Here is a 25228-nt window from a genome sequence, read left to right as displayed (position 1 = left end):
GGTGGGAGGGCGCGCCAAGGTGGGTCGCGTTCGCTGTGGGGCGAACGTCAGGCGAACGGCGCGAAGAGGCTGTTGAGCTTGGCCCCACTGGCAGCGTCGCGCGCGAAGGCGAATGTGCCGGCGGTGCGCAGCTCTTCCGCCGCCCGCAGGAAGGCTCCCATGGCAACGCGTGCGAGTGTCGCGCCCACGCTGATGCGCTTGACGCCCAGTTCCGTCAACTCGGCCACGCTGAGGTTGCCGTCGGCGAAGCCCATCAGCACGTTGAGCGGCCGATCGATCTCGCGCAGCACGGTGGCGATCTCGTCGCGCGTTTTCAGGCCGGGGGCGTAGAGCACGTCGGCGCCGGCGTCCTGGAAAGCCTGCAGGCGGCGGATCGTGTCGGCCAGGTCGTTGCGACCGTGCAGGTGGTTCTCGGCGCGCGCGGTGAGCGTGAACGGAAACGGCAACGCGCGCGCAGCCTCCACCGCAGCGCGCACGCGGTCGATCGAAGCCTCCAGCGAGTAGATGGGCGCATCTGCTCGACCCGTCGCGTCTTCAATCGAGCCGCCGACGATGCCCGTGGCGCCCGCCAGGCGGATGGTCTCGGCGACGGCTTCCGGCGCATCGCCAAAGCCGTTTTCCAGGTCGGCAGCCATGGGCACGTCCGTGGCGGCCGCCAGATCGGCCACGTGCGCGAGGATGGCGTCGCGGCCGACGCCATAGTCGGGCAACCCGCGCGAGAACGCGAAGCCGGCGCTGGTGCTGGTCAATGCTTCGAAGCCCAGCGATGCCAGCAGCCGGGCCGAGCCCGGGTCCCACGGATTGGGAATCACAAAGGTGCCGCTGCGTTCGTGCAGCGCGCGGAAGGCGTGGGCTTTTTCGATCTGGGTCGGCATGGGCTATCCGGTGTGAAGTGATGAGGGTTGGACTGCACTGCTGCGGCACAGGCGAGCGCATCGTCCAGGCGGTCATTGCCCCAGAACATCGCGTCGCCGACAAAGAACATGGGAGCGCCAAAGATGCCACGAATCTGCGCGGCGTGCGTTTGCTCGCGCAGGGCGGTACAACGAGCGTTGTCAGTGCTCGCCTCAAGCGCCTTTCATGCAGCGTGCGTGTCCGCTTCCGAACAGATCCAGGCAGCCACATCCCGCACGTCGCGGCGCGGGTTCGGCTCGGATTGGATCAACCAGTACGCATGCGTGTTGCGCACCCCCGGGGCGATGGTCGGTACGGTGACCAGGCGGCCGTCGGCCAGCAGCGGCGCGATCAACTCCAGACGGCCCAGCGCGATGCCCTGGCCGGCCACTGCTGCATGGATGATCTGGTCGTGCTGGTTGAAGCGCAGCACGGTGCGCGGCTTGGCGTGGCTCCAGCCGGCGGCGGCCAGCCAGTCAGTCCATTGGAGCCAGGGGCGGCGCAGGTCGCGGTCGTCAAAGTCGAGCAGCGTTTGGCCGGCAAGCGCCTCGGCGGAATCCAGCGAGCGCAGACCCAGCGACGGATGCGCGACCGGCGCAACGGTCTCCCCAAACAGCCGGATGGCGCCGGGCGGCGCATCGCTCGGTGGGCAATACCGGATGGCAAGTTCGATGCCTTCGTTCTTCAGGTCGACGAGGCGGTTGTTGGTGGCCACGCGCACGTCGATGTCGGGGTGTTGCTGCTGGAAGCGGGCGAGGCGCGGCAGCAGCCACAGGCCGGTCACGCCGATGCTGGCGGTGATCGTGACCGGCCGACGTTCGGCCGCCACGCGAATGGCCCCGATGGCGTCCTGCAACTGCTGCACGGCGCTGTCGGCGCTGCGGAACAGGCGTTCGCCCTCGGGCGTGAACGCAATCGAGCGGTGCCCGCGCACGAGCAGCTTCACGCCCAGCGCCTCTTCCAATGCGGACACCTGCCGGCTCACCGCCGATTGCGTCAGGCACAGATCATCGGCCGCGAGCGTGATGCTCATGCGCCGGCCCACCGCCACGAAGCCGCGCAACAAGTCCAGGGAGGCCAACCGAACCAGGGGAGTCGACATGCGTTTTCCTCATGCAAGGCGTTCTCAAAGATCAATTGAGAAGCCGGATAGGGCGAAGTTTAATAAGCCATCGGACGACATTCCAGTCTCATGCACGCTCCCCACGCTTGCGAAGCCGGAATGTCAGTCACATCGGAGAAAAACGCTCATGACCTCGAAATCTCTCACGCAATCGCCCTGGTTGCCGGTATTGGCCGGCGGCGCGGTGATCGGCGTGGCGCTGGGCATTCGGCACGTGCAAGGGCTCTTCCTCGTGCCCGTCACGATGGGCCATGGCTGGACACGCGAAACCTTCGGCCTAGCGATCGCGTTGCAAAACCTCATCTGGGGCGCGGCACAGCCTTTTGCGGGCATGCTGGCCGACCGCTACGGTGCCGCCAAGGTGGTGGTGGCCGGCATCGTCGTCTATGCGCTCGGTTTGTTGCTGATGGCACATGCGGGCACGCCGCTGGGCTTCACGCTCTCGGCCGGCGGGCTGATCGGGCTGGGGCTCTCAGGCACGTCGTTCGGCGTGGTGTATGGCGCGATCAGCCGCTTGACGCCGCCCGAGCGGCGCAGCTGGGCGCTGGGCGTGGCGGGCGCAGTGGGCGGTGTCGGCCAGTTCGTGATGGTGCCGACGGCGCAGGGCTTGCTGAGCACGGTCGGCTGGGTGACGGCGCTGGTCGTCATGGCGGTGGTCATGGCGATCTTCTTGCCGCTGGCCGCACCGCTGCGCGAAAAGGCATCGAGTGCCGCCGTGCAGGAGGCGCATCAAAGCATGGGCTCAGCCATCCGGGAGGCCTTCGCCCACCGCGGTTTCTGGCTCCTGAATCTCGGGTTCCTGACGTGCGGATTCCAGCTCGCCTTTATCGGTGCGCACATGCCGGCGTACCTGCTCGACAAGGGGCTCACCGGCCGCCACGGCATGGTCGCGCTGGCGCTGATTGCCGCCGCCAACATCGTCGGCACGTATTACTGCGGCGCGCTGGGCGGGCTGTTCCGGCGCAAGTATCTGCTCTCGTTGCTGTATCTGATCCGCACGGCGGCGATTGCGCTGTTTATCCTGCTGCCGCTGTCGCCGGCAACGCTGTATGCGTTTGCCATCGTGATGGGCCTGCTGTGGCTCGGCACGGTGCCGCTGACGAACGGGCTGCTGTCGCAGGTGTTTGGCGTGCGCTACATCGGCACGCTGTTCGGCTTCGTATTCCTTGGTCACCAGATCGGCGCCTTCCTGGGCGTGTGGCTGGGCGGCGTGGTGTACGACCACCTGCATTCCTACGACGCGATCTGGTTTGGCGCGATGGCGCTCGGCGTGGTGGCCGCACTGCTGCACTGGCCGATCGATGATCGCCAACTTGCGCGTACGCCGATGGCGCTACCGGCATGAAGGATCGACTCAATCGTTGGACGGCGTGGGCGCTGGCGGCGGCCGGCGCTGCCCTGGTCTTCGCGGCGTGGCTGACGCCGGAAGGTGCATTTTCTTTTGTGACGTTCGCGTCCTTCTGCGGGTAGGGCGACGCACGAGCCCGATTTGTGAAACAATATCGGGTTAATCACTAGTGGGCACTGGTACGGTTTGCGCGGGAATTACGTCGCTTTTGCGTCGTTCTCCTGTGAATGCCACCGTTCAGACATGACTTACGCCGTCAAGGAAATCTTCTACACGCTGCAAGGCGAGGGTGCCAACACCGGCCGCGCAGCTGTCTTCTGCCGCTTTGCCGGCTGCAATCTTTGGAGTGGGCGCGAGGCCGATCGCGCCACCGCCGTCTGCCAGTTCTGTGACACCGACTTCGTCGGCACGGACGGCACGCAAGGCGGCAAATACGCCACCGCCGACGCACTCGCCGATACCGTTGCCGCCGAATGGCCGGCCAGCGCGACGGGCGGCAAGCCGCTCGTCATCTGCACCGGCGGCGAGCCGCTGCTGCAACTCGACACGCCGCTGATCGACGCGCTGCACGCACGCGGCTTCGAAATCGCCATCGAGACCAACGGCACCATCGCCGTGCCGGAGGGCATCGACTGGGTGTGCGTGAGCCCCAAGATGGGCTCTGAACTCGTCGTCACGCGCGGCGACGAGCTGAAGGTGGTGATCCCGCAAGACGGGCAAGACCTCGACGCATACGAACGGCTGGATTTCCAGCATTTCTTCCTGCAGGCCATGGACGGCCCGCTCGCCCGGCAAAATACGGCGGCTGCCGTTGAGCTGTGCCAGCGCCGGCCGCGCTGGCGCCTGTCGCTGCAAACCCATAAGATGCTGGGCATCCGCTAAGGCGGCCGCAGCACTTTGTCCCCGGTTTTCTGCCGGTTCCAGCCGTTTCGCGGCGCCCGCTGCCGCCACCTTGCTCCATGACCAAGACCGTTTCCATTACGCGCCGGCTCGAATTCGACGCCGGCCACCGCATCCCGGGCCATGCCGGCCAGTGCCGCAACCTGCACGGCCATCGCTATCAGCTCGAACTCACGCTGACCGGCGAAGTCCTGCACAACGACAAAGCCGCTGACGACGGCATGATCCTCGACTTTGGCGACGTCAAGCAGCTCGCCAACAAGCATCTCGTCGACCTGTGGGATCACGCTTTCCTCGTCTATCGCGGCGACACTAAGCTCGTTGAATTCCTGAACGACATGGAAGGCGGTCATAAGACCGTCGTGCTGAATGACGTGCCCACCGTCGAGAACCTCGCGCAGGTGGCCTTCGACATTCTCGAGCCGGTGTTCCGTAACACGTTCGGGCACCATCTGCGCCTGTCCAAGCTCGTGCTGTACGAAACCCCGAACTGCTGGGCCGACGTGAAGCTCGCGCGCCCGCACGAGCAGGATTGATTCGACAGCGCCGGATCGCATGACCACACCGCACGTCCTCACCCCGCCCGCCGACATGTCCGCCCACGAGCGCGACGGCTACTGGATGCAGCAGGCGCTCGTGCAGGCCAAGTTCGCGTGGGGGCAGGGCGAAGTGCCGGTGGGCGCGGTGGTCGTGCGCGGCAACGAGATCGTCGGCGTCGGCTACAACGCCCCGATCGGCACGCACGACCCATCGGCGCATGCCGAGATGCGCGCCCTGCGCCAGGCCGCCGAGAAGCTCGGCAACTATCGCCTGCCGGACTGCGAAGTCTTCGTGACGCTGGAGCCGTGCGTGATGTGCGCCGGCGCCATGCTGCATGCCCGTGTGGCGCGCGTCGTCTACGGCGCGCCGGACCCCAAGACGGGCGCCGCGGGCAGCATCCTCGATCTGTTTGCCGAGACGCGGCTGAACCACCAGACCGCCATCACCGGCAGCGTGCTCGCGCAGGAATGCGGCGACATGCTGCGCGCCTTCTTTGCCGAGCGCCGCGCGAGCCAGAAGGCCGCACGCCTGGCGTCCACCGAACCTGACGAAACCGCCACATGACCACTGTCCGCCTGATTGCGCCTTCCGGTTATCCGAACGATGCGGCCATCGCCCAGCGCGGCGTGGCGGCGTTGGAAGCGCAGGGCTGCGTGGTCGTCAACCGCGAGTGCCTGAGCCGGCAGCATCAGCGCTTTGCCGGCGGCGAACTGGCGCGTCTGGCTGACCTCAACCAGATCGGCACGGGCAGCGGCCAGGAAATTGCCATGGCCATTCGCGGCGGGTATGGCCTCACGCGCTTGCTGGACCGCATCGATTTCATCGACATCGGCCGCCGCGCGCAGGCGACCGACGCCATCATCGTCGGCCACAGCGATTTCACCGTGTTCTCGCTGGCCTACCTGGCGGCCACGGGCGGCGTGACGTTTGCCGGTCCGCACGTCTGTTCGGACTTCGGGCTGGAGACGGTCGACCCGTTCATGGTCGAACATTTTTGGGGCATTTTGCGCAGCCCGACCTATGCGCTGCGCGTGGATGGCTCACAACCCAAAGGCTGCGCGCGGCCCGGGCGTTATGCCGGCACGCTGTGGGGCGGCAATCTGGCCATGCTGTGCAGTTTGATCGGCACGCCGTATCTACCGGACATTCGCGACGGCATCCTGTTCGTTGAGGACATCAACGAGCACCCGTACCGCGTTGAGCGCATGCTGCTGCAACTGCAGCAGGCCGGCGTGCTCGATGCGCAGCAGGCGCTGGTGCTGGGCGATTTTTCCGGCTATCGGACCACGCCGTACGACGCCGGCTACGATTTCGACGCCATGCGCGATTACCTGGCTGAACATCTGTCGATTCCGGTCGTCACGGGATTGCCGTTCGGCCATTGCCCGACCAAGGCGACGCTGCCGATTGGCGCACATGCCGAGCTGGATGTCGATGCCGCGGGCTTTACGCTGCACTTGTCGGGGTATCCGACACTGAAGGCATAAGTCTTCCGGCCATCCGGGTCACGTCCGGGTGGTAAAATCCCAGGTTCTCCAAATGGCGGACGGCCGAGTGCTTGCGTCGCCAGATCACCGCTTTCCAAATCAAGGTTTCCACGTGCTTTCCACCGCCAACATCACCATGCAGTTCGGGCCCAAGCCCTTGTTCGAGAACATCTCGGTCAAGTTTGGCGAGGGCAATCGCTATGGCCTGATCGGCGCCAACGGTTGCGGCAAGTCGACCTTCATGAAGATCCTGGGCGGCGATCTGGAGCCCAGCTCCGGCAACGTGATCCTGGAACCGGGCGTGCGCCTGGGCAAGCTGCGCCAGGACCAGTTCGCCTACGAAGACATGCGCGTGCTCGACGTGGTGATGATGGGCCACACCGAAATGTGGGCCGCCGCGCAGGAGCGCGATGCCATCTACGCCAACCCGGAAGCCACCGACGACGACTACATGAAGGCCGCCGACCTGGAGGCCAAGTACGCCGAATACGACGGCTACACCGCCGAAGCGCGTGCCGGTGAACTGCTGATGGGCGTCGGCATTCCGACCGACCAGCACAACGGCACGATGAGCAATGTCGCGCCCGGCTGGAAGCTGCGTGTGCTGCTGGCGCAGGCGCTGTTCTCGAACCCGGACGTGCTGCTGCTGGACGAGCCGACCAACAACCTCGACATCAACACGATCCGCTGGCTGGAATCGGTGCTCAACGAGCGCAACTCCACCATGATCATCATCTCCCACGATCGGCACTTCCTGAACTCGGTCTGCACACACATGGCCGACATGGATTACGGCACGCTCAAGGTCTACCCGGGCAATTACGACGATTACATGGAAGCCTCCATGCAGGCGCGCGAACGCCTGCAGGCCGCCAACGCACGGGCCAAGGAACGCATCTCCGACCTGCAGGACTTCGTACGCCGCTTCTCGGCCAACAAGTCCAAGGCACGTCAGGCCACGTCGCGCCTGAAGATGATCGACAAGATCAAGGTGGAAGACATCAAGCCGTCGTCGCGCCAGAACCCGTTCGTCCGCTTCGAGATGGAGAAGAAGCTGCACAACCTGGCAGTGGAAACCGAGAACGCGCGCAAGACGTACGACCGCAAGATTTTCGACGGCTTGACGATGGCCGTGCGTGCGGGCGAGCGCATCGCCATCATCGGTGAGAACGGCGCGGGCAAGACCACGCTGCTGCGTTGCCTGCTGAACGGCGCCGTGAAGACCGGCGTGCAGCGCGGCATCGAGATCGACGGTGGCACCGTCAAGTGGGCCGAGAACGCCAATGTCGGCTACATGCCGCAGGACACCTACGAAGAATTCCCCGAAGACCGCGACCTGATGGACTGGATGAGCCAGTGGATGCAGCCCGGCGATGACGACCAATCGCTGCGCGGCACCATGGGCCGCCTGCTGTTCTCTGCCGACGACATCAAGAAGAGTGTGAAGGTGCTCTCCGGTGGCGAGAAGGGCCGCATGATCTGGGGCAAGCTGATGCTCGGCCGCCACAACGTGCTGGCGCTGGACGAGCCGACCAACCACATGGACATGGAGTCCATCGAGTCGCTGCAGATCGCGCTCGACAAGTTCGAAGGCACGCTGATCTTCGTGTCGCACGATCGCGAGTTGATCAGCGCTCTGGCCACGCGTGTGATCGAAGTGCGCCCGGACGGCACGCTGACCGACTACCTCGGCACCTACGACGAATACCTGCAGAGCCAGGGCGTCGAAGTCTGAGCGCCAATCCTCTGCCGTAGCCAAGGGCCGCCGATGTGCGGCCCTTTGTTTTTGGTGCCCGCCGAATGCGGCTGCCGGGCGCCGCCAAGGTGGTCGCTCTATGAAAAAACCGACTGGCTTCCATGATTTTTTGTCGCCATCGGAATGCATTGCCGTCGCTACACTGGGATCGCATATCACAGTGAACAGGCCGAGAGCTGCAGGCAAGGCGTCGCGCGTCGCACCAAGAAGCGCCAAACGCAGGCTCGGCGAAGTACCCAGGAGACGAGATGACCTCTGATATTGGCGACCGCATTCGCCTGCAATCCCTGCTGGACAAAGTGGTGTCTGCGGACGAAGCCGCGACGCTGATCCGCGATGGCATGACGGTCGGCATGAGCGGCTTCACCCGCGCCGGCGACTGCAAGGCCGTACCGTTTGCCCTGGCCCGGCGTGCCGCGCACGAGCCGCTGCGCATCACGCTGATGACCGGCGCCTCGTTGGGCAACGACATCGACAAGGTATTGGCCGAAGCCGATGTGATCGCCCGTCGCCTGCCGTTTCAGGCTGATGCCACCTTGCGGCGCAAGATCAACGCAGGCGAGGTCATGTTCATCGACCAGCACTTGTCGGAAACCGTCGAGCAACTGCGTTCGCGGCAGATCGCGCCGCTGGATGTGGCGGTGGTCGAAGCCACGGCCATCACAGAGAACGGCGGCATCGTGCCGACGACGTCGGTGGGCAATTCCGCAAGTTTCGCGGTGCTGGCGAAGCAGGTGATCGTCGAGATCAACCTGAACATGCCCGCCAATCTGGAGGGCCTGCACGATATCTTCTTCCCGGTGCAGCGGCCTTATCGCCAGCCGATTCCGCTCATTGCAGCGGAGCAGCGCATCGGCCTGCCATATATCCCGATCGATCCGCGCAAGATCGCCGCCATCGTCATCACGGGGCAGGACGACAGCCCGTCCAACGTGTTGCCGCCTGATATGGAGACCAATGCCATCGCCGGGCATCTGAACGCGTTCCTGGCGCGGGAAGTGCGCACGGGGCGTCTTTCGCCCACGCTCCAACCGCTGCAGGCGGGTATCGGGACGATCTCCAACGCGGTTCTGCATGGCTTTATCGACTCGCCGTTCCATGACCTCAAGATGTATTCGGAGGTCTTGCAGGACAGCTCCATCGAGCTGCTTGACTCGGGCAAGCTGGCGTTTGCCTCGGCTTCGTCGATCACGCTGTCACGCCCGGTCTACAAGCGGTTCCTGACAGAACTGGAACGCTACAAGTCGCGGGTGGTTCTGCGGCCGCAAGAGATCAGCAACCACCCGGAGGTGATCCGCCGGCTGGGCCTGATCACCATCAATACCGCGCTGGAATGCGACATTTACGGCAACGTGAATTCAACGCATGTGGGCGGCACGCACATGATGAACGGCATCGGCGGCTCGGGCGACTTCGCGCGCAACGCGCATCTGTCGGTCTTCGTGACCAAGTCGTTGGCCAAGGACGGCGATATCTCGAGCATCGTCCCGATGGTCTCGCATGTGGACCACACCGAGCACGACGTCGACATCATCGTCACCGAACATGGGTTGGCCGACTTGCGCGGGTTGGCGCCGCGCGAGTGTGCCGTCCAGATCATCGGCAACTGCGCGGACCCGCGCTACCGCGAGCTGCTGCGCGACTACGTTGTGCGGGCGCAGCGGCGCGGCGGGCATACGCCCCACCTCCTGGAGGAGGCGCTGGCCTGGCATATTCGGTTCCGCGATCATGGATCGATGCGCCCGGCGGGGTTCAGTGAAGAGGGTGCGCTCGCGGAGTCTGCATTGAGCGCCTGAAGCGCGGGCGCCGCTGCTCAGGCGCCCAGCACTTCCTCGCATGTCGCCAGCCATGCGCGCGCGGCGTGCGACAGGTACCGACCCGGCGACCACAGGTGCGCGAGTGCCCAATCCATGTCCGGCGCGGTCAGGCGTGCCACGGCCAGCTTGTCACGGCTCGCCAGGTTGGTCACCAGCGGCTGCGGCAAAAATGTCGTGCCCAGCCCCGCTGCCGCCATCGAGGCGAGGAATTCCCAGTGCCCGCTCTGCGCAACGATATGCGGTTCGATGCGGGCTTCGAGAAAGGCGTGTCGCAGCTTGCGCGTCAGCGAAAAATCCTCGGCCAGCAACAGCAGCGGTTCGTCGCGCAGCGCAGAAAGGCTGACGGTCTTGCCCCTGGCCCATTTCGCCTTGCGCGGGCCCACCACCCAGATCGGATACTTTGCAAACTGCCGCGTGGCGAGTTCGAGGCCGCTGTCGCCGGGCAGCACGGTGGCGCCCACCTCCAGTTCGCCGCTGGCCACTTGCTGCTCCACCGTCTTGCCGCCGGACTCGGCCAGGTTCAGCACCACATTGGGATAACGCTGCCGAAACGCGCTCACGACCGGCGAAAAGAACAGGTTCACCATCGGTGGGATGCCGACCGTGAGTTCACCCCGTCCGAGCGAAGACAGATCCGCCACTTCAAGCGTCAGCCTGTGCACCACGCCCAGCGTTTCCTGGCCCCGCGCGTACACGACCCGGCCCACGTCGGTGAGCCGCACCTGCCTGCCTTCGCGAATCAACAACGGCTGACCGACCTCGCTTTCCAACTGACGCACCATCTTGCTGATGGTGGACTGTGTTACCGAGAGCGAACTCGCTGCCTGCGTGAAGCTCTGCAGCCGCGCGGTTTCGACGAAGTAACGAAGGGCTCGGATATCGATGGGCACGGGCAAACCTTTGCCATGAAGCATGCGAATGGGATTCGCCATGGTAATGAAGTTTTCCCATTCCACGGTGCTCAACAAAAAAGGCGGCACAGGTGGCCGCCTTTTTTGTTGTCCGAGCGTGCGGGCTTAGCCGGTGGCCTCGTCAATCAGCAGATCAAGCTGGGCGATGACGTTGCTGGTGTCCGGCTCGCCGCGCGTCTTGGTGAGCGCCGCCTTGAGCGTGTCGCGCAAGGCGACGAGTTCCGCCACATTGCCGGCTTTCTCCACCTTCATCTCCAGCAGATAACCGCGCAGGCCGAGATACCGGCTGATGGTTTCGGTGTAGAAGCGATAAAGGCGTTGATAGCCTTCGGCGGCGGGCTCTTTTGGCGTAGTTGCCTGTGCAGGAGCCGCCTCCGCAGCGGCGGGTGCAGATGCCGGTTCCGTCTTCGCCGCGGTCGTCCCGGCCGCGTGCGGGCGGATATAGCCGCCGACCTCCAGCTCGTCGAATACCGCGTGCGTCATGCCGAGCGGCTGAAGCTGCACGAGGATGTCGTCGCAGGTTTTTTCGCCGTTGATCATCAGAAGCACCGCGCGGTGACGCTGGTCGAGGTGGTTCGCGCGCGTGCGGATCTCGTCCTGACCTTTTTCGGTCTTCTGATAGATGCTGGTGGTCATGCTGGTCTCCCTCGGCCGGCGCGTCTGCAGTGTGCGCTCTGGTGGCTCTACAATAGACCGATCATAACCGCCCGGGGGCGATGTCGGCCTCAGTCGCAACCCGGATAGCACAACGCGCAAATCGCGCATCCACCAGAGCGAGACGACCAACGATGCAGCAACGCGACAAGCTTTTCATCAATGGCAAGTGGGTGGCGCCGCAGGGCAAGGGCGTCATTGAAGTGATTCATTCGGCCACGGAAGCGGTGATGGGCGCCATTCCCGAAGGCAGCGCGGCCGATGCCGAAGCCGCCGTGGCTGCGGCGCGCGCCGCATTTGACGACTGGGCTGCCACGCCCGTGGCCAAGCGCGCCGAGTACATCCAGAAGATTGCCGACGGCCTGCAGGCCCGCAGCGAAGAGCTGGCGCAGCTCATTGCCGGCGAGGTCGGCATGCCGATCAAGCTTGCGCGTGCCATCCAGGTGGGCGGCCCGGTCTATAACTGGAGCAATTTCGCCAAGCTGCTCAGCACGTTTGAATTTGAACAGCACGTCGGCAACTCGCTGGTGGTGCGCGAGCCCGTGGGCGTGGTGGGCGCCATCACGCCGTGGAACTACCCGCTCAACCAGATCACGCTGAAGGTTGCGCCCGCGCTGGCGGCCGGCTGCACGGTGGTGCTCAAGCCGTCGGAAGTGGCGCCGCTCAACGCCTTCGTGCTGGCGGAAGTCATTGAAGAAGCCGGCCTGCCGCCGGGCGTGTTCAACCTTGTCACCGGCTATGGCCCCGTTGTGGGCGAGGTGCTGGCAAGCGACCCCGAGGTCGACATGGTGTCGTTTACCGGTTCCACGCGTGCGGGCAAGCGCGTGGCCGAGCTGGCATCGCAGTCCGTCAAGCGCGTGGCGCTGGAGCTGGGCGGCAAGTCGGCATCGGTGATCCTGGATGACGCGGATCTGTCTGCGGCGGTCAAGGGCACGCTGTCGGCGTGTTTCCTGAACTCCGGGCAGACGTGTTCGGCGCACACGCGCATGCTGGTCCCGCGTGCCAAGTATGAAGAAGTGAAGGCGCTGGCCGCGCAGTTTGCCGCTGCCTACGTGCCGGGCGATCCGGCGCAGGAATCCACGCGCCTGGGGCCGCTGATTTCCGCCGTACAGCGTGACCGCGTGCTGGGCTACATCCGCAAGGGGCTGGAGGAGGGCGCAGAACTCGTTACCGGCGGTGCCGACACGCCCGAAGGCCTGTCGACCGGTTACTTCGTCAAGCCGACGGTGCTCGGCAACGTCAAGACGACCGACACTGTGGCGCGGGAAGAGATCTTCGGCCCCGTGCTGACCGTGATCTGCTACGACGACGAGGACGAGGCTGTCCGCATCGCCAACGACAGCATCTACGGCTTGGGCGGCGGTGTGTGGTCGGGCGACGAGAGCCGCGCGATTCGCGTGGCGCGGCGCATCCGCACGGGCCAGGTGAACATCAACGGCGGGCCGTTCAACATGCAGGCGCCGTTTGGCGGCTACAAGCAATCCGGCAACGGGCGCGAGAACGGCAAGTACGGTCTGGAAGAGTTCCTGGAGTACAAGGCGATGCAGCTCAACCCTGCAAAGACGGCCTGATCTGCCCCACATGCAGCACCCACGAAAAAAACCCGGCTTCGGCCGGGTTTTTTGCGTTTGATGCGCTGCGCTTACTTGCGGCTGCCGTCGGCGTTGTAGCCCTGGGCGGTGCCTTCGGCCAGGATGCGCGTCCAGACCGCGTTGCGCTCTTCGTCCGTCATGAACACCCAGTTGCTGACTTCCAGCTGGGTGCGCCCGCAGCCTTGGCAGACCTCGTCGAAGAGTGTCGAGCAGATGCCGATGCAGGGGCTGTCGGGGCGGCCCAGCAGGGTGCTGTCGGAAGCACTGGTTGCGTCGTCGGGCATGGGGCTGAGGGCGGTCGATTCGGTCATGGGCGGTATTTTACCGGCTTCGACGCGGCGTCAGCTGCCGGCGCCATCCCCCGTGCGCTGGCTGACATGATCGGCGGCGGCCGAGAGCGCCAGCGCTGAATTCACCAGGGCAATGTGCGAAAACGCCTGCGGGAAGTTGCCGACCAGCCGTTGCACGCGCGGGTCGTATTCTTCGGCCAAGAGGCCCACGTCATTGCGCAGCGCCAGCAGCTTGGTGAAGAGCGCGCGCGCTTCGTCGTGGCGGCCTTGCATGACGAGGTTGTCGACATACCAGAAGCTGCAGGCCAGGAATACGCCTTCGCCCTCGGGCAGGCCGTCGGTCACGGCTTCGGTGCGGTAGCGGCGCACGAGGCCATCGACGAGCAGGTCTTCTTCGATGGCCTTGACCGTGCCCTGGATGCGCGAGTCGGATGCCGGCAGAAAGCCGACGAGCGGCAGCATCAGCAGCGCGGCGTCCAGTTCTTCGCTGCCGTAGCTCTGTACGAAGCAACCACGTTTGGCGTTGTAGCCGTGGGCGCAGACTTCCGCGTGGATGCGGTCGCGCACGACGCGCCAGCGCTCTACGGGGCCGTCGACATTGAATTGCTCGATGGTTTTGACGGCGCGGTCGAAGGCCACCCACGCCATCACCTTGGAATGCGTGAAATGGCGGGAAGGGCCGCGGACTTCCCAGATGCCTTCGTCGGGCGTCTGCCAGATGCTTTCCAGATGCGTCATCAGCGCGACCTGCAGGCGCCACGAGGCATCATCACCATCCAGGCCGCCTTTGCGGGCGATGAAGAGGGCGTCCATCAGCTCGCCGTACACGTCGAGCTGCAGTTGCAGCGCAGCCGCATTGCCCACGCGCACGGGCTGCGAGCCTTCGTAGCCTGGCAACCACGGGACGGTCCATTCGCCCAGGCGGCGTTCGCCGGCAATGCCGTACATGATCTGCACCTGTGCGGGGCTGCCGGCGATGGCGCGTTCGAGCCATTCGCGCCAGCTGCGCGCCTCGTCGAAGAAGCCTGCGTTCATCAGCGCGAGCAGCGTGAGGGTGGCGTCGCGCAGCCAGCAATAGCGGTAATCCCAGTTGCGCACGCCGCCAAGCTGTTCGGGCAGTGACGTGGTGGGCGCGGCCACGACGCCGCCGGTGCGGTGATACGTCAGCGCCTTGAGCGTGATGAGCGAACGTTCCACGGCGTCGCTCCATTCGCCCGCGCCGTGACAGCGGCCCGCCCACGCGCGCCAGCGTGCCTCGATATCGACCTGCGCTTCGAGCGCGTCGATCGATGCCGGTAACGGCAGGTGCGATGGCGAATACGTGAGCACGAAGGGCACCGCTTCGCCTTCGCTCACCGTGAAATCCGCCACGGTGGAGAGGTTCTCGCCGCGGATGGGGGCAGGGGTGCGAAGTGTCGTCATGTTGGGCCCGGCCACGGCCCGCAGCACGCAATCGGGCATGTCGCACGGGCCGTCGGCCGGGGCGCCTGTGATTTCCGACACCCGGCTGACCCACGGGACCGACGCGCCGTAATCGAACCGCAGCGTCAGATCCATGCGCATGTCGACCGTGCCGGAGAGACCGCGCACGATGCGGATGAGGTCGGAGGTGTCGTCCCGGGCGCCGAGCGTGCCGGGCAGCCGGGCGGTCATCAGGTCGGTCACGCTGGCCGTGCCGGTGTCGGTTTCGAAGAAGGTTTCGAGCACCAGCGTGCCGGGCAGGTAGCGGCGCCGCACAGCGCGCGCGTTCGCCTGCGGTGCGATGCGCCATCGGCCGTGGTCTGGCGTGCCGAGCAGCGCGGCGAAACAGGCGCCTGAATCGAACCGCGGCCAGCACAGCCAATCGATGGAGCCGTCGCGCGAAACCAGTGCCGCGGTTTCGCAATCGCCAATCAACGCGTAATCTTCGATTTTCGAGGGCATTGCACTCCACTCCAAGCACTTCAACGAGGCCGTGACCATGCACGAAAGCACCCGCATCCTTCTTGAATACAACGCCGGGCGTGATCCGGAAAGGCTCACCCGAAAGCTGGATGCCATCGCCGCCGACCCGTTTTCATTCTTTCGCGGCACCAACAACCTGTATGCGGCTTCGCTGGCCGACGCGCCGCTGCTGCACGAAGCGCCGCGCACGCTGGTCTGCGGCGACCTCCACCTTGAAAACTTCGGCAGCTTCAAGGGCGACAACGGCCTTGTCTACTTCGACATGAACGACTTTGACGAGGCCCTGGCCGCACCGTTTACGGTCGACCTGGTGCGCGTGCTGTCGAGCCTGCAGGTGGCTGCCTACAGCTGGAAACTGGCCGATGAAGACGCCAGCAACCTGTGCCGCCGCTTTCTGGACACGTATGCCGCGGCGTTGGTTGACGGCAAGCCGCGCTGGGTCGAACGGTCGACCGCCACCGGCATCGTGCGCGATCTGCTGCGCGGCCTGCGCAAGCGCAATCGCGCGGCCTACCTCGCGCAACGCACCGAGCGCGATGGCAACCGCATTCACCTGCGCATCGACGGCCGACGCACGTTGCGGGCTAGCAAGGAAGAGGCCCGCCGTGCGCGCCGCATCCTGCAGGCCTATGGCGAGCAGGGCAATGGCCAGCGCTTTGTCGCCGTGGACGTGGCGCGGCGCATTGCGGGCACCGGCAGCCTGGGCCTTGAGCGCTATTCCGTCCTCGCGCGCCCTGAAAACGACCCCGCTACGCTGCGCCTGATCGACATCAAGCTCTCCATCCCAAGTGTCTGGGACGATGTGCTGGGCGACGCCTGTAGCGTGGCGCCGTGGCGTAGCGAGGCCGGGCGCGTGGTCGATATCCAGCGCCTGTCGCAGGCCATCTCGCCGGCGCTGCTGCGTGGCGTCGTCTACGGGGCCAAGGGCGAGAAGCCGAAGTCGTACGTCGTCAAAAGCCTGCAGCCGACCGCGGACCGTGTGGCGCTGGGCGCCGGCAAGAACGTCGTCGCCGATCTGGACGACGCGCTGCAGACCATGGCGCGCGTGGCGGCCTGGTGCCACCTGCGCGGCTGCGGCCGGCACGGGACCGATCTGGTGGAAAAGGTGCAGGACTATGCGGCCGGCACGGCGTGGCGCAAATCGGCGCTGAAGCTGGCAGCGCAGGGCCGCAAGGTGTCGCTGCAGCAATGGCGCGAGTTTGCGGAGGATTATCGCCAAGCGCGCGGTGGCAAGTCCGCTTAAGTGCGCGGTGTAAGGCAGCGATGGCGCGCCGTTGACGTCACGCCCCTGCGTACTATTTGAAATCCCTCTGAGATCGCAATGAAAAACCTCGACAACCCCTCACATGATCGCGAGGTGGGCGTTGCCGACGCCACGCAAGACACGACGCGCATCGACGACACCCGCATCGGCGCGGTGCGTCCGCTCATTTCCCCTGCGCTGCTGCTGGACGAGCTGCCCGTGCCTGCCGATACGCAGACGCTCGTTGAAGACACCCGCCGCGCCATCAGCAATATCCTGCACGGCCGCGACGATCGGCTGCTGCTCATCGTCGGCCCGTGCTCGATCCACGATCACGACCAGGCGCTCGAATACGCGCGCCGCCTCAAGGCTGCGGCTGATGCACTGCAGGACGACCTGCTGATCGTGATGCGCGTCTACTTTGAGAAGCCGCGCACGACGGTCGGTTGGAAGGGTTACATCAACGACCCGCGTCTGGACGGCAGCTTCCGCATCAATGAAGGGCTGCGCGCCGCGCGGCAACTCCTGCTTGACGTCAACGCGCTCGGTCTGCCCGCCGGGACTGAGTTCCTCGACCTGCTGAGCCCGCAATACATTGCCGACCTCATCGCGTGGGGCGCCATTGGCGCGCGCACGACAGAAAGCCAGAGCCATCGACAGCTTGCGTCGGGCCTGAGCTGCCCGATTGGCTTCAAGAACGGCACCGACGGCGGCGTGCAGGTGGCCTCAGACGCGATCATTGCGGCGCGCGCCAGCCATGCGTTCATGGGGATGACCAAGATGGGCATGGCCGCGATCTTCGAGACGCGCGGCAACGACGACGCACACGTGATCCTGCGCGGCGGCAAGAACGGGCCGAACTACGACAGCGAGCACATCGAGGCGACCTGCGCGGCGCTGCGCACGGCAAAGTTGCGCGAACAGGTGATGGTGGACTGCTCGCACGCGAATTCAAACAAGTCGCATGAACGTCAGATTGATGTGGCGCAGGATCTGGCGCGGCAACTCTCGCAGGGCGAGCGCCGGATCGTCGGCGTGATGGTCGAAAGCAATCTCGAAGCCGGCCGCCAAGACCTGAAACCGGGTGTGCCGCTCAAGTACGGCGTGTCGATCACCGATGCGTGCCTGAGCTGGGCCCAGACCGAGCCCGTGCTCGACATACTCGCCGAGGCGGTGCGGCATCGGCGCGCGTATTCGTACGACGGGTAACGTGACGGGGGCAGGCGTTGAAACTACGGCTTACCAACCGAGACTGGGCTGTAGCCATATTCGTATGCCGGCCAAGGTGGAGGGCAGCAGACATGCATTTGCCTCGCCGCCCTTAAGTTGGCGGGCAACGGAGCCGATAGTGCTCAGGTAGCCGGCCGCCCGGCGCGATGGTCGCGCCCGCGTGAAGAGCCGCGCACACCACTCTCGCCGCGCCCATGTCCCTCCGCCTGAACATCCGCACCCGCCTGGTGCTTTCGGTCTCTGTTCTCTTCCTGCTCGCCTTGTTGATCGGCGTGGCGGGCTTGCTTGGGCTGCGCGATGCCAACCGCGCGCACGAACAGACCTTCACCAACCAGTTTCCGTCTGCCCTTGCGCTGGGCGAGTCCGATCTGAGCCTGACGCGCGCCCGCACCGCGCTCGATAAGGCGATGCTGTATCCGGAAGACAAGGGCGCGATGAAGCTGCTGGACCGCACCGAAGAGCTGATTGGCGAGGCGGATGGCGCGTGGAAGAAATACCTGGCCTTGCCGCGCGACGACGAAGAAGAGCGTCTGGCCAAGGACGTCGCCACCAAGCGCGAAGCGGCTTCCGCCACCCTGCGCGACATCATCAAGGCGCTGCGTGCGGGTGATCGTGCAACGGCGGACAAGATCATGGACAAGGAAGTGTCCAAGGCCTTCCGTGACTCCAACGATTCCAGCCTCGCGCTGAGCAAGAAGCAACTCGCATTCTCCCAGGCCAACTACGACGCATCGCGCGACGCCTATGCGCGCTTCCGCCTGATCGTGGTTGCCGCCATCATCATCGCGTTGGTGGTTGCGTTGTGGTGCGCGTGGTCGCTGCTGCGCGCGATTGTCGGGCCGCTGAACGCGGCGCTGGCGCAGTTCGACCGCATTGCCGCGGGTGACCTGACCGAGCGCGTGCGCATCGATCGTCACGACGAAATGGGCCGCCTGCTCGAAGGGCTGGGTCGCATGCAAACTGCACTGACCGACACCGTGCGTCGCGTGCGCACGGGCTCAGAGTCGATCGGCGCGGCCACCAAGCAGATTGCCGCCGGCAATGCCGACCTGTCGCAACGCACGGAAGAGCAGGCCAGCTCGCTGGAGGAAACGGCGTCCAGCATGGAAGAAATGACCTCCATCGTGCGCCAGAACGCCGACAACGCGCGCCAGGCCAGCCAGCTGGCCGACAGCGCTTCGGAAGTTGCCAGCCAGGGCGGCGCCGTGGTGACGGACGTGGTGGCGACCATGCGCGAGATCAGCGCGTCGTCGCGCACGGTGTCGGAAATCATCGGCGTGATTGACGGCATTGCGTTCCAGACCAACATCCTTGCGCTCAACGCCGCGGTGGAAGCCGCGCGCGCCGGCGAACAAGGCCGCGGCTTTGCCGTGGTGGCCGGTGAGGTGCGCAACCTCGCGCAGCGCAGCGCCGCGGCCGCGAAAGAAATCAAGGAAATGATCGAGGCGTCGCTGTCGAAGGTCGAGACCGGCAGCGCGCTGGCCGAACGCGCAGGCAGCACGATGGAAGACATCGTGTCGTCCATCCGCCGCGTGACCGACATCATGGGCGAAATCGCTGCAGCCTCGAACGAACAAAGCTCGGGCATCGAGCAGGTCAACAAGGCTGTCACGCTCATGGACGAAGCCACGCAGCAGAACGCTGCGCTGGTCGAGCAGGCCGCAGCGGCGGCTGAATCGCTGGAAGAACAGGCCGAAGCGCTGAACGCCGCCATCGCAGCATTCCGCCTCGCCTGAGGTTGATTTCACCGCCGTTGTCGTACGGGCATGGCAATGGCTTGCCTTGAATGCCGTTTTGGTTGATATAACCGACGGGTCTATTCAAGGAGTCGCCTCATGCCGTTCATCATTGCCGCGTTCGCGCTGGTGGGTCTGCTGATCTACGGCGCAGTCCGGCTGTATGCGCTGGTTGCAGCCGCTTATGGCGCCGTGGCGGGTGGCGCGGCTGTGCTGCTGGCCGTGGCGCTGCTGGCCGGCGCGGTCGTCACCTTCGTCCGGCGTTACCGCGCCGTGCATGGCGTGAACGTGAAAGGCGAGCGGATTGTGTCGCTCAGCGGAAGCTGGGGGCAGGTCGCGGTCGATGCCGAACAAAAGCGCGGGACGCTGCAGTTGCACGGGCAGGGCGCCCGTTTTCTCTTCGCCGATATTGCCGGGGCCGATGCGGTCGAACGCGAAGGCGCCTGGACGCTGGCACTGCGCCTGAAGCATCAGTCGCAAGCAGAGTGGCAGATCCCGATGCGCAACCGCCAGGAAGCGAAGCGCTGGGCGAAGATCTTCGCGCTGGCGGCAAGCCAGGAGCTTTGACCCGCGCGTTGATCCCGATTATTCCGTCGTACTCGGGTTCCAGAAAGCCTGCGCCACGTGCGGCTGCGACTGCAGCGACGTGACGATGCGGTCCAGCTCGGCCGCGTTCACAGCCGTCGACATCAGCATGGCTTCAATTTCCACGTGGTCGTCGCCAAAGGGTTCGACCGACAGATCGCTGATCGGGTAGCTGGCTTCTTCCAGCAGGCGTTCCAGATCGGCCAGTGCCTCCTTCTGACGCTCGCTGGTGGAGATGACGCACATCGTGTACGTGACTTCGCTGGCCTGATTGTCGAGTGGCGTACGGTTGATGCGATCGACCACCGGCCGCAGCAGGATGTTCGACGCCAGCACAAATAGTGTAATGAGAATGGCCTGACCCACCAGGTCGGAGCCCGCCGCCGCGCCCACCGCCGCAGAGCCCCACAGCGTGGCGGCGGTGTTCAGCCCGCGCACGTTCAGCCCTTCCTTCATGATCGTGCCGGCACCCAGAAAGCCGACGCCCGACACCACATAGGCGATCACGCGTGTGGTGTCCGATGCGGTGCCGATCTGCGCGGCCATGTCGACGAATGCCGATGCCGCGACCGCCACCAACGCGTTGGTACGCAGCCCCGCAGTCCGCTGTCTGACCTGCCGCTCGAAGCCGATCAGCGACCCGAGCGCAAAGGCCGAGGCAAGGCTGATGAACGAATCCACCAGCGTGGCGACATTGAGATGGACGAGAGCTTGCAGCGTCATCGGAGGCTCCTTGTTGTGGTGACCGGAGTCTTGGTAAAGGGCGCCGAGGGTTATAGCACGGCGCCATGACACGCCGTGCAGGCCGGGGAGGCCGGACGGCTACTTATAGTCCCACTGCATCTGCTCGGGAATCGGCACGGCGTCCGACGTCTCGAGGCAGCGGTCGAGGTAAGCGAGCAGGGAGCGCGGCTGGAAGCCGGTCTCCTGCACCAGCCGCGTGTTGTCGAACACGTAGCTCATGCTGGCGAACTTGGCATACAGGTGGATGCAGCGCGCGACCAGTCGCACGTTGCCATCGCCCGTCAGGCTCAGGAATTTACGCGCCAATGCTTTCTCGGCGATTTTTTCCTGGTACACGTAGCCCGCCAGCGCCTGAGCGTCTTCTTCGGGCGTCTTGCAACGCTTGAAGCGCGGGTACAGCGTTTCGATGCGCTCGGAGTTCGCATCGCCGGCGCTGATGTGATACAGGTCGTGCGCCAGCGTGGGCTTGGTCGACAGTTGCACGATGGCTTCGGCGCAGTCGTCCACGGGCAGGATGTCGACGCGGTCGGACAGGCGGCAGCTGAACGTTTCGAGCATCGCCACCATGCGCAGCATCCAGAAGATGCTGCCCGAGGGCTCGCACCCCAGCGTGCTGTGGCCCACCACGATGGACGGCCGCACCACCACCAGCGGCAGCTCCGGCACGGCTTCACGCAGCTTCAGCTCGGCCATGCCCTTGGAATACGTGTACGGCACGGCGTGCTGCTCCAGCCCGGGCACATCCCAGCTCTCGCTGACGTGGCGATCCGCCAGTTGGCCGCACGACATGGCCGTGCCGATCTGCAGGAAGCGCTTCAGGCGTTTGCCCTGCGCAGCCAGCCGGCCCAGCGCCAGCACGCCTTCCACATTGGTTTCCCACAGCGACGGGTGGTTCGAGAACGTTGCCAGCGCTGCGCAGTTGATGATGATTTCCGGATCGCCCAGCTTGGCCGCGCCGGCCTCGCGCAGGTCGAACGGCACGATTTGCGATTCCGTAATGCCTTCCAGCGTGCCCTGTGCGAATTCAAAACGCCGCAGGTTGCTGCGCAGGCGCGCCAACCCTTCAGCAGGCGTGTCGCCGCGCACGGCAAAGCGCGTGTCGGCCAGCAAACCTTTGGCTGCCAGATTGGCGGCAATGGCGCCGCCCACGAAACCGGTGGCACCGGTCAGCAAAATACTCATGCGAGAAAACTTGAATTTCCTAGGTGGCAAAACGGGCGACCGTCCCGCTTGCAAACTACACGACCGCCGCCGCCCCGCTCAGGTGCAAGGGGCCGGCAGATCATGCAAATGAAGCCGCGCACACGAAACAAGGCTCGTGGGCCGCAGCGTTCGCGCGAGGCGATGCGGCCAAAACCTGCGGGCAATCAGCGATTTATAAGAATGTAACCTTTCAGCCGCCTTTCGGCATCCCATTCGATCAGAGGGTTGACTCAGGTTTGCGGCACCGCGCAGCTCGAAGCGGCGTTGGCGGCAATCTCGCGCGCCGCCTTGGCGCCTTCCACCTGCAGGATGGTCGGCAGCGACACGCCGTTCTTGGCGGCCGTTACCTCGGCCAGGATGGAGATGGCGATTTCCGGCGGCGTCCGGCTGCCGATGTAAATGCCGACCGGCCCATGCAGGCGCGCCAGCTCGGCGTCGCTCAGGTCGAATTCCTTCAGGCGCTCGCGGCGATTGGCGTTGTTGCGGCGGCTGCCGAGCGCGCCGACGTAGAACGCGGGCGTCTTGAGCGCCTCCATGAGCGCGAGGTCGTCGAGCTTCGGGTCGTGCGTCAGGGCGATGACGGCACAGCGCTCGTCGAGCTTCATGGCCATCACCGTATCGTCGGGCATGGTGCGGACCATGGCCACGCCCGGGATCGACCATTCCTCGCTGTATTCCTCGCGCGGGTCGCAGACGGTGACTTGGTAGTCGAGCCCCACGGCGATCTGGCACAGGTAGCGCGAGAGCTGTCCCGCACCGATGACGAGCATCCGGTAGCGCGGCCCGTGAATCGTCACGAGGCGCGCTTCGTCAAACTGCAGGCCGTCGGTGACGGTGGCGTGCTGCAGCGTTGAGGCGCCGGTCGCCATGTCGAGCGTGCGCGCGACGAGCTGGCCGGCCTCCACGGCGCGCAGCAGGGCGTCGATGCCGCTGGAGGCGTTCAGCGGTTCGAGCACGAGCTGCAGCGTGCCGCCGCAGGGCAGCCCAAAGCGGTGCGCTTCTTCAGCGCTGATGCCGTATTTGACGGCTTCGGGCTTCGTGTAATGCAGGCCCTCGCGGCGCACGCGGTCGATGAGGTCGTCTTCAATGCAGCCGCCCGAGACCGAGCCGATGACGACGCCGTCATCGCGCAGCGCGAGCATCGCGCCTTCGGGCCGCGGCGACGAGCCCCACGTTTTGACCACGGTGACGAGCAGCACGCGGCGCCCTTGTTCCAGCCAGCGCACGCTGGTTTTCAAGACTTCAAGATCGACGCTGTCCATGATGCGTTGGCTGCGCTTTCGCGCGCTTGAGTAATGTGTTGCGGGGGAAGGGACCGATTATGCCCCGTGGTGCAAAAACAGGTAGGCGGCCGCCACGGCGACCACCGCCACGATGATCCACGGCCATGGGTTGCGCGGCTGCAGCGCAGGGCTGACGTTGGTTGGGTGGCCGGGCGGCGCACCGTGGGCCTGCAGCTGGGCGGCGGCCAAATCGGGAATCGCCTGTGTGGCCTGCATGCCGTCGACTGGCGCGGCGTGTCCGTCGATGCCCGCCGTCTCTGCGGGGCCGAATTCTGCCGCAAAGCGCTGGAAGAACTCGTCGGCCAGTTTGCGGGCGGCGCCGTCGACAAGCCGTGAGCCGATCTGCGCAAGCTTGCCTCCCACCTGCGCCGTCGCGGTGTAAGAGAGCCGCGTTACCGTGGGGCCTTCGGGCGTGAGCTGCACCTGCGCGCTGCCCTTGCCGAACCCGGCCGCGCCGCCCTGGCCGTCGAAATGCAGCGTGTAGCTGCGCGGCGGCGCCACGTCGGCCAGTTCCATGCGTCCTTTGAAGCGCGCCTTGACGGGCCCGACAGCGGCGGTCATGGCGATGTCGTAGGCGGGGTTGGCGCCGGCCTCGGCGGCGGTGATGCTCTCGCAGCCGGGAATGCAGCGCTGCAGCACGGCCGGGTCGTTCAGCGCATCCCAGGCGGTCTGCAGGGGCACGGGCAAGAGATGGGTCTGGGTCAGTTCCATGGGGCGGTCGATTGGGCGGTCGATTGGACGGGGGTGGGGGGACGCGGCGCACGCGTGCGGCGGGCATGCGCCAGTTCGTGCTCCAGCGCAGCCAGGCTGTCGAAATGGTGCGCCGGCACCATCACGTCGACATGCGGCAGGATGGCCCGCACGCCACGTGCCCGCGGCTCGAAGCCGGCAAAGCGCAGCAGCGGGTTGAGCCAGACGATGCGGTGGGCGAAGCGCGCCAGGCGGGCCATCTGGGCGTCGAGCACGTCGATGTGCTCGTGGTCTAGGCCGTCGGTCACCAGCAGGACGGTGGCACGGCCGGACAGCGTGCGGCGCGCCCATTGGCGATTGAACTCCGCCAGCGCCGCGCCGATGCGCGTGCCGCCCGACCAGTCGGGCACCAGCTCGGCGATGGCCTGCACGGCGACATCCGGATCGCGCTCGCGCAGTTGCCGCGAGACGTTCGTCAGCCGCGTGCCGAACAGGAAGGCCTGGATGCGCTCGCGCGACTGCACCAGCGCGTGGCAGTAATACAGCACGGCGCGCGAATAGCGGCTCATCGATCCGGAAATGTCGAGCAGCAGCACCAGCGGCGGCGTGCGGTCGACGGGCTGGCGGTATTTCCAGCCGGTCCACTCGCCGCCGGCGCGCACGGCCTGCCGGGCGGTGGCGCGCAGGTCCGGATGGCGCCCGCGCGAGGCGGCCTTCAACCGGCGTGTCCGCTCCTGGGCGAGATGCACGCGCCGGCGGCGGATCATGTGTTGCAACGTGCGCCATTCGGCAGCGTTGAGCGTGTCGAAGTCGCGCGTGCGCAAGGCTTCGTTGGCAGAAAACGCCAGCGGCGCCACGATGTCATGGCGCTCCCCGTCGGGCTTGGGGCCCGGGGGCAGATTCGTCGATGGCTGCGCGCGCAAGGCATCGGCCAAGCGGTTGCTGCGCGGCGCGGGAATACCGCCACGCACCTTGGGCAGCAGCAGGGCGCGCAGCTTGCCTTCCCAATCCGGATCCCGCCAGAACACGTTGAAGGCGGCATCGAACAGCGTGCGCTCGTCGGGGTGCGAGACGAGCAGGGCAGACAGCGCGGCCTTGACGTCGTCGCGGCGGCCAATGTCGATATGGCTCAGGGCTTCGATGGCGTCCACCGCGCGCGAGGGCGCCAGCGGCATGCCGGCATTGCGCAGCAGCCGCACGAAATGCGTGACGTTGCGCGCGAGCATGGGCAACTGCGTCGGCACGGTCGCTTGCATGC

The 25228-nt window shown here is 65.7% G+C and carries 24 protein-coding genes and 1 pseudogene; 13 read left to right on the top strand and 12 right to left on the bottom strand.

The features are described 5' to 3' along the window. Positions 1–47: 47 nt before the first annotated feature. From N511_RS0123570 to N511_RS0123565, 3 genes and pseudogenes are all read right to left on the bottom strand, one after another. Positions 48–875 carry an isocitrate lyase/PEP mutase family protein gene (locus N511_RS0123570; RefSeq protein ID WP_027681503.1) on the bottom strand — a complete coding sequence of 276 codons (828 nt, stop codon included), beginning with the start codon at positions 873–875 and terminating at the stop codon, positions 48–50. A 41-nt stretch (positions 876–916) separates the two neighbouring features. Continuing rightward, positions 917–1069: pseudogene (locus N511_RS25145) on the bottom strand (DsbA family protein); the annotation flags it as partial. A 9-nt stretch (positions 1070–1078) separates the two neighbouring features. Next, positions 1079–1996 carry a LysR substrate-binding domain-containing protein gene (locus N511_RS0123565; protein WP_027681502.1) on the bottom strand — a complete coding sequence of 306 codons (918 nt, stop codon included), beginning with the start codon at positions 1994–1996 and terminating at the stop codon, positions 1079–1081. Between the two features lie 148 nt (positions 1997–2144). On the opposite strand from N511_RS0123565, the gene N511_RS0123560 reads away from it, so the two are divergent. The 8 genes from N511_RS0123560 to N511_RS0123525 all read left to right on the top strand — a co-directional run bounded on the left by N511_RS0123560 (position 2145) and on the right by N511_RS0123525 (position 9844). Then, positions 2145–3362 (top strand): MFS transporter, encoded by a 1218-nt coding sequence (locus N511_RS0123560; RefSeq protein WP_027681501.1) that lies wholly within the window; start codon positions 2145–2147, stop codon positions 3360–3362. Further along, positions 3359–3487 (top strand): hypothetical protein, encoded by a 129-nt coding sequence (locus N511_RS25625; RefSeq protein ID WP_269321403.1) that lies wholly within the window; start codon positions 3359–3361, stop codon positions 3485–3487. Before N511_RS0123560 ends, N511_RS25625 begins: the two co-directional genes overlap by 4 nt. Positions 3488–3608: 121 nt before the next feature. Further along, positions 3609–4247, top strand: a complete 639-nt coding sequence (gene queE / locus N511_RS0123550; RefSeq protein WP_027681500.1) for a 7-carboxy-7-deazaguanine synthase — start codon at positions 3609–3611, stop codon at positions 4245–4247. 77 nt (positions 4248–4324) lie between these two features. After that, a complete protein-coding gene (queD, locus tag N511_RS0123545) occupies positions 4325–4801 on the top strand; it encodes a 6-carboxytetrahydropterin synthase QueD (protein ID WP_009238193.1) in 477 nt (158 codons plus the stop codon). A 19-nt stretch (positions 4802–4820) separates the two neighbouring features. Continuing rightward, the gene (gene tadA, locus N511_RS0123540) at positions 4821–5369 is read left to right on the top strand and encodes a tRNA adenosine(34) deaminase TadA (RefSeq protein WP_027681499.1); all 549 of its coding nucleotides are present in this window, start codon (positions 4821–4823) and stop codon (positions 5367–5369) included. Then, entirely contained in the window at positions 5366–6292 is a 927-nt protein-coding gene (gene ldcA / locus N511_RS0123535; protein ID WP_027681498.1) for a muramoyltetrapeptide carboxypeptidase, read from the top strand. The genes tadA and ldcA overlap by 4 nt, the downstream gene beginning before the upstream one ends. A gap of 112 nt (positions 6293–6404) precedes the next feature. Then, on the top strand, positions 6405–8027 hold the full coding sequence (locus N511_RS0123530; protein ID WP_027681497.1) for an ABC-F family ATPase: 1623 nt from the start codon (positions 6405–6407) through the stop codon (positions 8025–8027). 269 nt (positions 8028–8296) lie between these two features. Beyond that, on the top strand, positions 8297–9844 hold the full coding sequence (locus N511_RS0123525) for an acetyl-CoA hydrolase/transferase family protein (RefSeq protein ID WP_027681496.1): 1548 nt from the start codon (positions 8297–8299) through the stop codon (positions 9842–9844). Positions 9845–9861: 17 nt separating this feature from the next. Here N511_RS0123525 and N511_RS0123520 read toward each other — a convergent pair whose 3' ends face one another. Together N511_RS0123520 and N511_RS0123515 are read right to left on the bottom strand one after the other, a co-directional pair. After that, the gene (locus N511_RS0123520) at positions 9862–10755 is read right to left on the bottom strand and encodes a LysR family transcriptional regulator (protein ID WP_027681495.1); all 894 of its coding nucleotides are present in this window, start codon (positions 10753–10755) and stop codon (positions 9862–9864) included. Positions 10756–10881: 126 nt separating this feature from the next. After that, the gene (locus N511_RS0123515) at positions 10882–11412 is read right to left on the bottom strand and encodes a hypothetical protein (protein ID WP_027681494.1); all 531 of its coding nucleotides are present in this window, start codon (positions 11410–11412) and stop codon (positions 10882–10884) included. Between the two features lie 152 nt (positions 11413–11564). On the opposite strand from N511_RS0123515, the gene N511_RS0123510 reads away from it, so the two are divergent. After that, on the top strand, positions 11565–13001 hold the full coding sequence (locus N511_RS0123510; RefSeq protein ID WP_027681493.1) for an aldehyde dehydrogenase family protein: 1437 nt from the start codon (positions 11565–11567) through the stop codon (positions 12999–13001). A gap of 71 nt (positions 13002–13072) precedes the next feature. Here the strand turns inward: N511_RS0123510 and N511_RS0123505 are convergent, their stop codons facing one another. Next, the gene (locus N511_RS0123505; RefSeq protein ID WP_012761945.1) at positions 13073–13333 is read right to left on the bottom strand and encodes a DUF1289 domain-containing protein; all 261 of its coding nucleotides are present in this window, start codon (positions 13331–13333) and stop codon (positions 13073–13075) included. Between the two features lie 30 nt (positions 13334–13363). Then, positions 13364–15235 carry a glycoside hydrolase family 15 protein gene (locus N511_RS0123500; protein ID WP_027681491.1) on the bottom strand — a complete coding sequence of 624 codons (1872 nt, stop codon included), beginning with the start codon at positions 15233–15235 and terminating at the stop codon, positions 13364–13366. A 37-nt stretch (positions 15236–15272) separates the two neighbouring features. Between N511_RS0123500 and N511_RS0123495 the strand changes: the two genes are divergently transcribed. The 4 genes from N511_RS0123495 (at position 15273) to N511_RS0123480 (ending at position 20032) form a co-directional block, all read left to right on the top strand. Then, positions 15273–16499, top strand: a complete 1227-nt coding sequence (locus N511_RS0123495; RefSeq protein ID WP_027681490.1) for a DUF2252 domain-containing protein — start codon at positions 15273–15275, stop codon at positions 16497–16499. Positions 16500–16577: 78 nt separating this feature from the next. Beyond that, positions 16578–17708: a 3-deoxy-7-phosphoheptulonate synthase gene (locus N511_RS0123490; protein WP_027681489.1), complete on the top strand. Its 1131-nt coding sequence runs from the start codon at positions 16578–16580 to the stop codon at positions 17706–17708. A 215-nt stretch (positions 17709–17923) separates the two neighbouring features. Continuing rightward, positions 17924–19465: a methyl-accepting chemotaxis protein gene (locus N511_RS0123485; protein WP_027681488.1), complete on the top strand. Its 1542-nt coding sequence runs from the start codon at positions 17924–17926 to the stop codon at positions 19463–19465. 99 nt (positions 19466–19564) lie between these two features. Next, positions 19565–20032: a hypothetical protein gene (locus N511_RS0123480; RefSeq protein ID WP_027681487.1), complete on the top strand. Its 468-nt coding sequence runs from the start codon at positions 19565–19567 to the stop codon at positions 20030–20032. An 18-nt stretch (positions 20033–20050) separates the two neighbouring features. On the opposite strand, the gene N511_RS0123475 is transcribed toward N511_RS0123480, so the two are convergent. The 5 genes from N511_RS0123475 to N511_RS0123455 form a co-directional block, all read right to left on the bottom strand. Then, positions 20051–20773: an MgtC/SapB family protein gene (locus N511_RS0123475; protein WP_081785425.1), complete on the bottom strand. Its 723-nt coding sequence runs from the start codon at positions 20771–20773 to the stop codon at positions 20051–20053. A 99-nt stretch (positions 20774–20872) separates the two neighbouring features. Beyond that, positions 20873–21976, bottom strand: coding sequence for an SDR family oxidoreductase (locus N511_RS0123470; protein ID WP_037027222.1), 1104 nt, complete (start codon positions 21974–21976; stop codon positions 20873–20875). 251 nt (positions 21977–22227) lie between these two features. Further along, a complete protein-coding gene (locus N511_RS0123465) occupies positions 22228–23259 on the bottom strand; it encodes an XdhC family protein (protein ID WP_027681484.1) in 1032 nt (343 codons plus the stop codon). A gap of 57 nt (positions 23260–23316) precedes the next feature. Continuing rightward, a complete protein-coding gene (locus N511_RS0123460; RefSeq protein WP_027681483.1) occupies positions 23317–23991 on the bottom strand; it encodes an SRPBCC family protein in 675 nt (224 codons plus the stop codon). Next, positions 23982–25226 carry a vWA domain-containing protein gene (locus N511_RS0123455; RefSeq protein WP_027681482.1) on the bottom strand — a complete coding sequence of 415 codons (1245 nt, stop codon included), beginning with the start codon at positions 25224–25226 and terminating at the stop codon, positions 23982–23984. Before N511_RS0123455 ends, N511_RS0123460 begins: the two co-directional genes overlap by 10 nt. Positions 25227–25228: the final 2 nt, after the last annotated feature.

Origin of the sequence: Ralstonia sp. UNC404CL21Col, assembly GCF_000620465.1 — a bacterium.
Lineage (GTDB): Bacteria > Pseudomonadota > Gammaproteobacteria > Burkholderiales > Burkholderiaceae > Ralstonia > Ralstonia flatus.
Note: the sequence above shows the minus strand (reverse complement) of the source record. Positions and strands in the feature narration are given on the sequence as shown.

Bases quoted from the DNA above. Each gene is read 5' to 3' on its own strand.
- N511_RS0123570 (WP_027681503.1), bottom strand. From the start codon at position 875: ATGCCGACCCAGATCGAAAAAGCCCACGCCTTCCGCGCGCTGCACGAA.
- N511_RS0123465 (WP_027681484.1), bottom strand. From the start codon at position 23,259: ATGGACAGCGTCGATCTTGAAGTCTTGAAAACCAGCGTGCGCTGGCTG.
- N511_RS0123505 (WP_012761945.1), bottom strand. From the start codon at position 13,333: ATGACCGAATCGACCGCCCTCAGCCCCATGCCCGACGACGCAACCAGT.
- N511_RS0123470 (WP_037027222.1), bottom strand. From the start codon at position 21,976: ATGAGTATTTTGCTGACCGGTGCCACCGGTTTCGTGGGCGGCGCCATT.
- ldcA (WP_027681498.1), top strand. From the start codon at position 5,366: ATGACCACTGTCCGCCTGATTGCGCCTTCCGGTTATCCGAACGATGCG.
- queD (WP_009238193.1), top strand. From the start codon at position 4,325: ATGACCAAGACCGTTTCCATTACGCGCCGGCTCGAATTCGACGCCGGC.
- N511_RS0123460 (WP_027681483.1), bottom strand. From the start codon at position 23,991: ATGGAACTGACCCAGACCCATCTCTTGCCCGTGCCCCTGCAGACCGCC.
- N511_RS0123475 (WP_081785425.1), bottom strand. From the start codon at position 20,773: ATGACGCTGCAAGCTCTCGTCCATCTCAATGTCGCCACGCTGGTGGAT.
- N511_RS0123490 (WP_027681489.1), top strand. From the start codon at position 16,578: ATGAAAAACCTCGACAACCCCTCACATGATCGCGAGGTGGGCGTTGCC.
- N511_RS0123485 (WP_027681488.1), top strand. From the start codon at position 17,924: ATGTCCCTCCGCCTGAACATCCGCACCCGCCTGGTGCTTTCGGTCTCT.
- N511_RS0123515 (WP_027681494.1), bottom strand. From the start codon at position 11,412: ATGACCACCAGCATCTATCAGAAGACCGAAAAAGGTCAGGACGAGATC.
- N511_RS0123495 (WP_027681490.1), top strand. From the start codon at position 15,273: ATGCACGAAAGCACCCGCATCCTTCTTGAATACAACGCCGGGCGTGAT.
- N511_RS0123525 (WP_027681496.1), top strand. From the start codon at position 8,297: ATGACCTCTGATATTGGCGACCGCATTCGCCTGCAATCCCTGCTGGAC.
- N511_RS0123480 (WP_027681487.1), top strand. From the start codon at position 19,565: ATGCCGTTCATCATTGCCGCGTTCGCGCTGGTGGGTCTGCTGATCTAC.
- queE (WP_027681500.1), top strand. From the start codon at position 3,609: ATGACTTACGCCGTCAAGGAAATCTTCTACACGCTGCAAGGCGAGGGT.
- N511_RS25625 (WP_269321403.1), top strand. From the start codon at position 3,359: ATGAAGGATCGACTCAATCGTTGGACGGCGTGGGCGCTGGCGGCGGCC.
- N511_RS0123500 (WP_027681491.1), bottom strand. From the start codon at position 15,235: ATGCCCTCGAAAATCGAAGATTACGCGTTGATTGGCGATTGCGAAACC.
- N511_RS0123565 (WP_027681502.1), bottom strand. From the start codon at position 1,996: ATGTCGACTCCCCTGGTTCGGTTGGCCTCCCTGGACTTGTTGCGCGGC.
- tadA (WP_027681499.1), top strand. From the start codon at position 4,821: ATGACCACACCGCACGTCCTCACCCCGCCCGCCGACATGTCCGCCCAC.
- N511_RS0123560 (WP_027681501.1), top strand. From the start codon at position 2,145: ATGACCTCGAAATCTCTCACGCAATCGCCCTGGTTGCCGGTATTGGCC.
- N511_RS0123455 (WP_027681482.1), bottom strand. From the start codon at position 25,226: ATGCAAGCGACCGTGCCGACGCAGTTGCCCATGCTCGCGCGCAACGTC.
- N511_RS0123510 (WP_027681493.1), top strand. From the start codon at position 11,565: ATGCAGCAACGCGACAAGCTTTTCATCAATGGCAAGTGGGTGGCGCCG.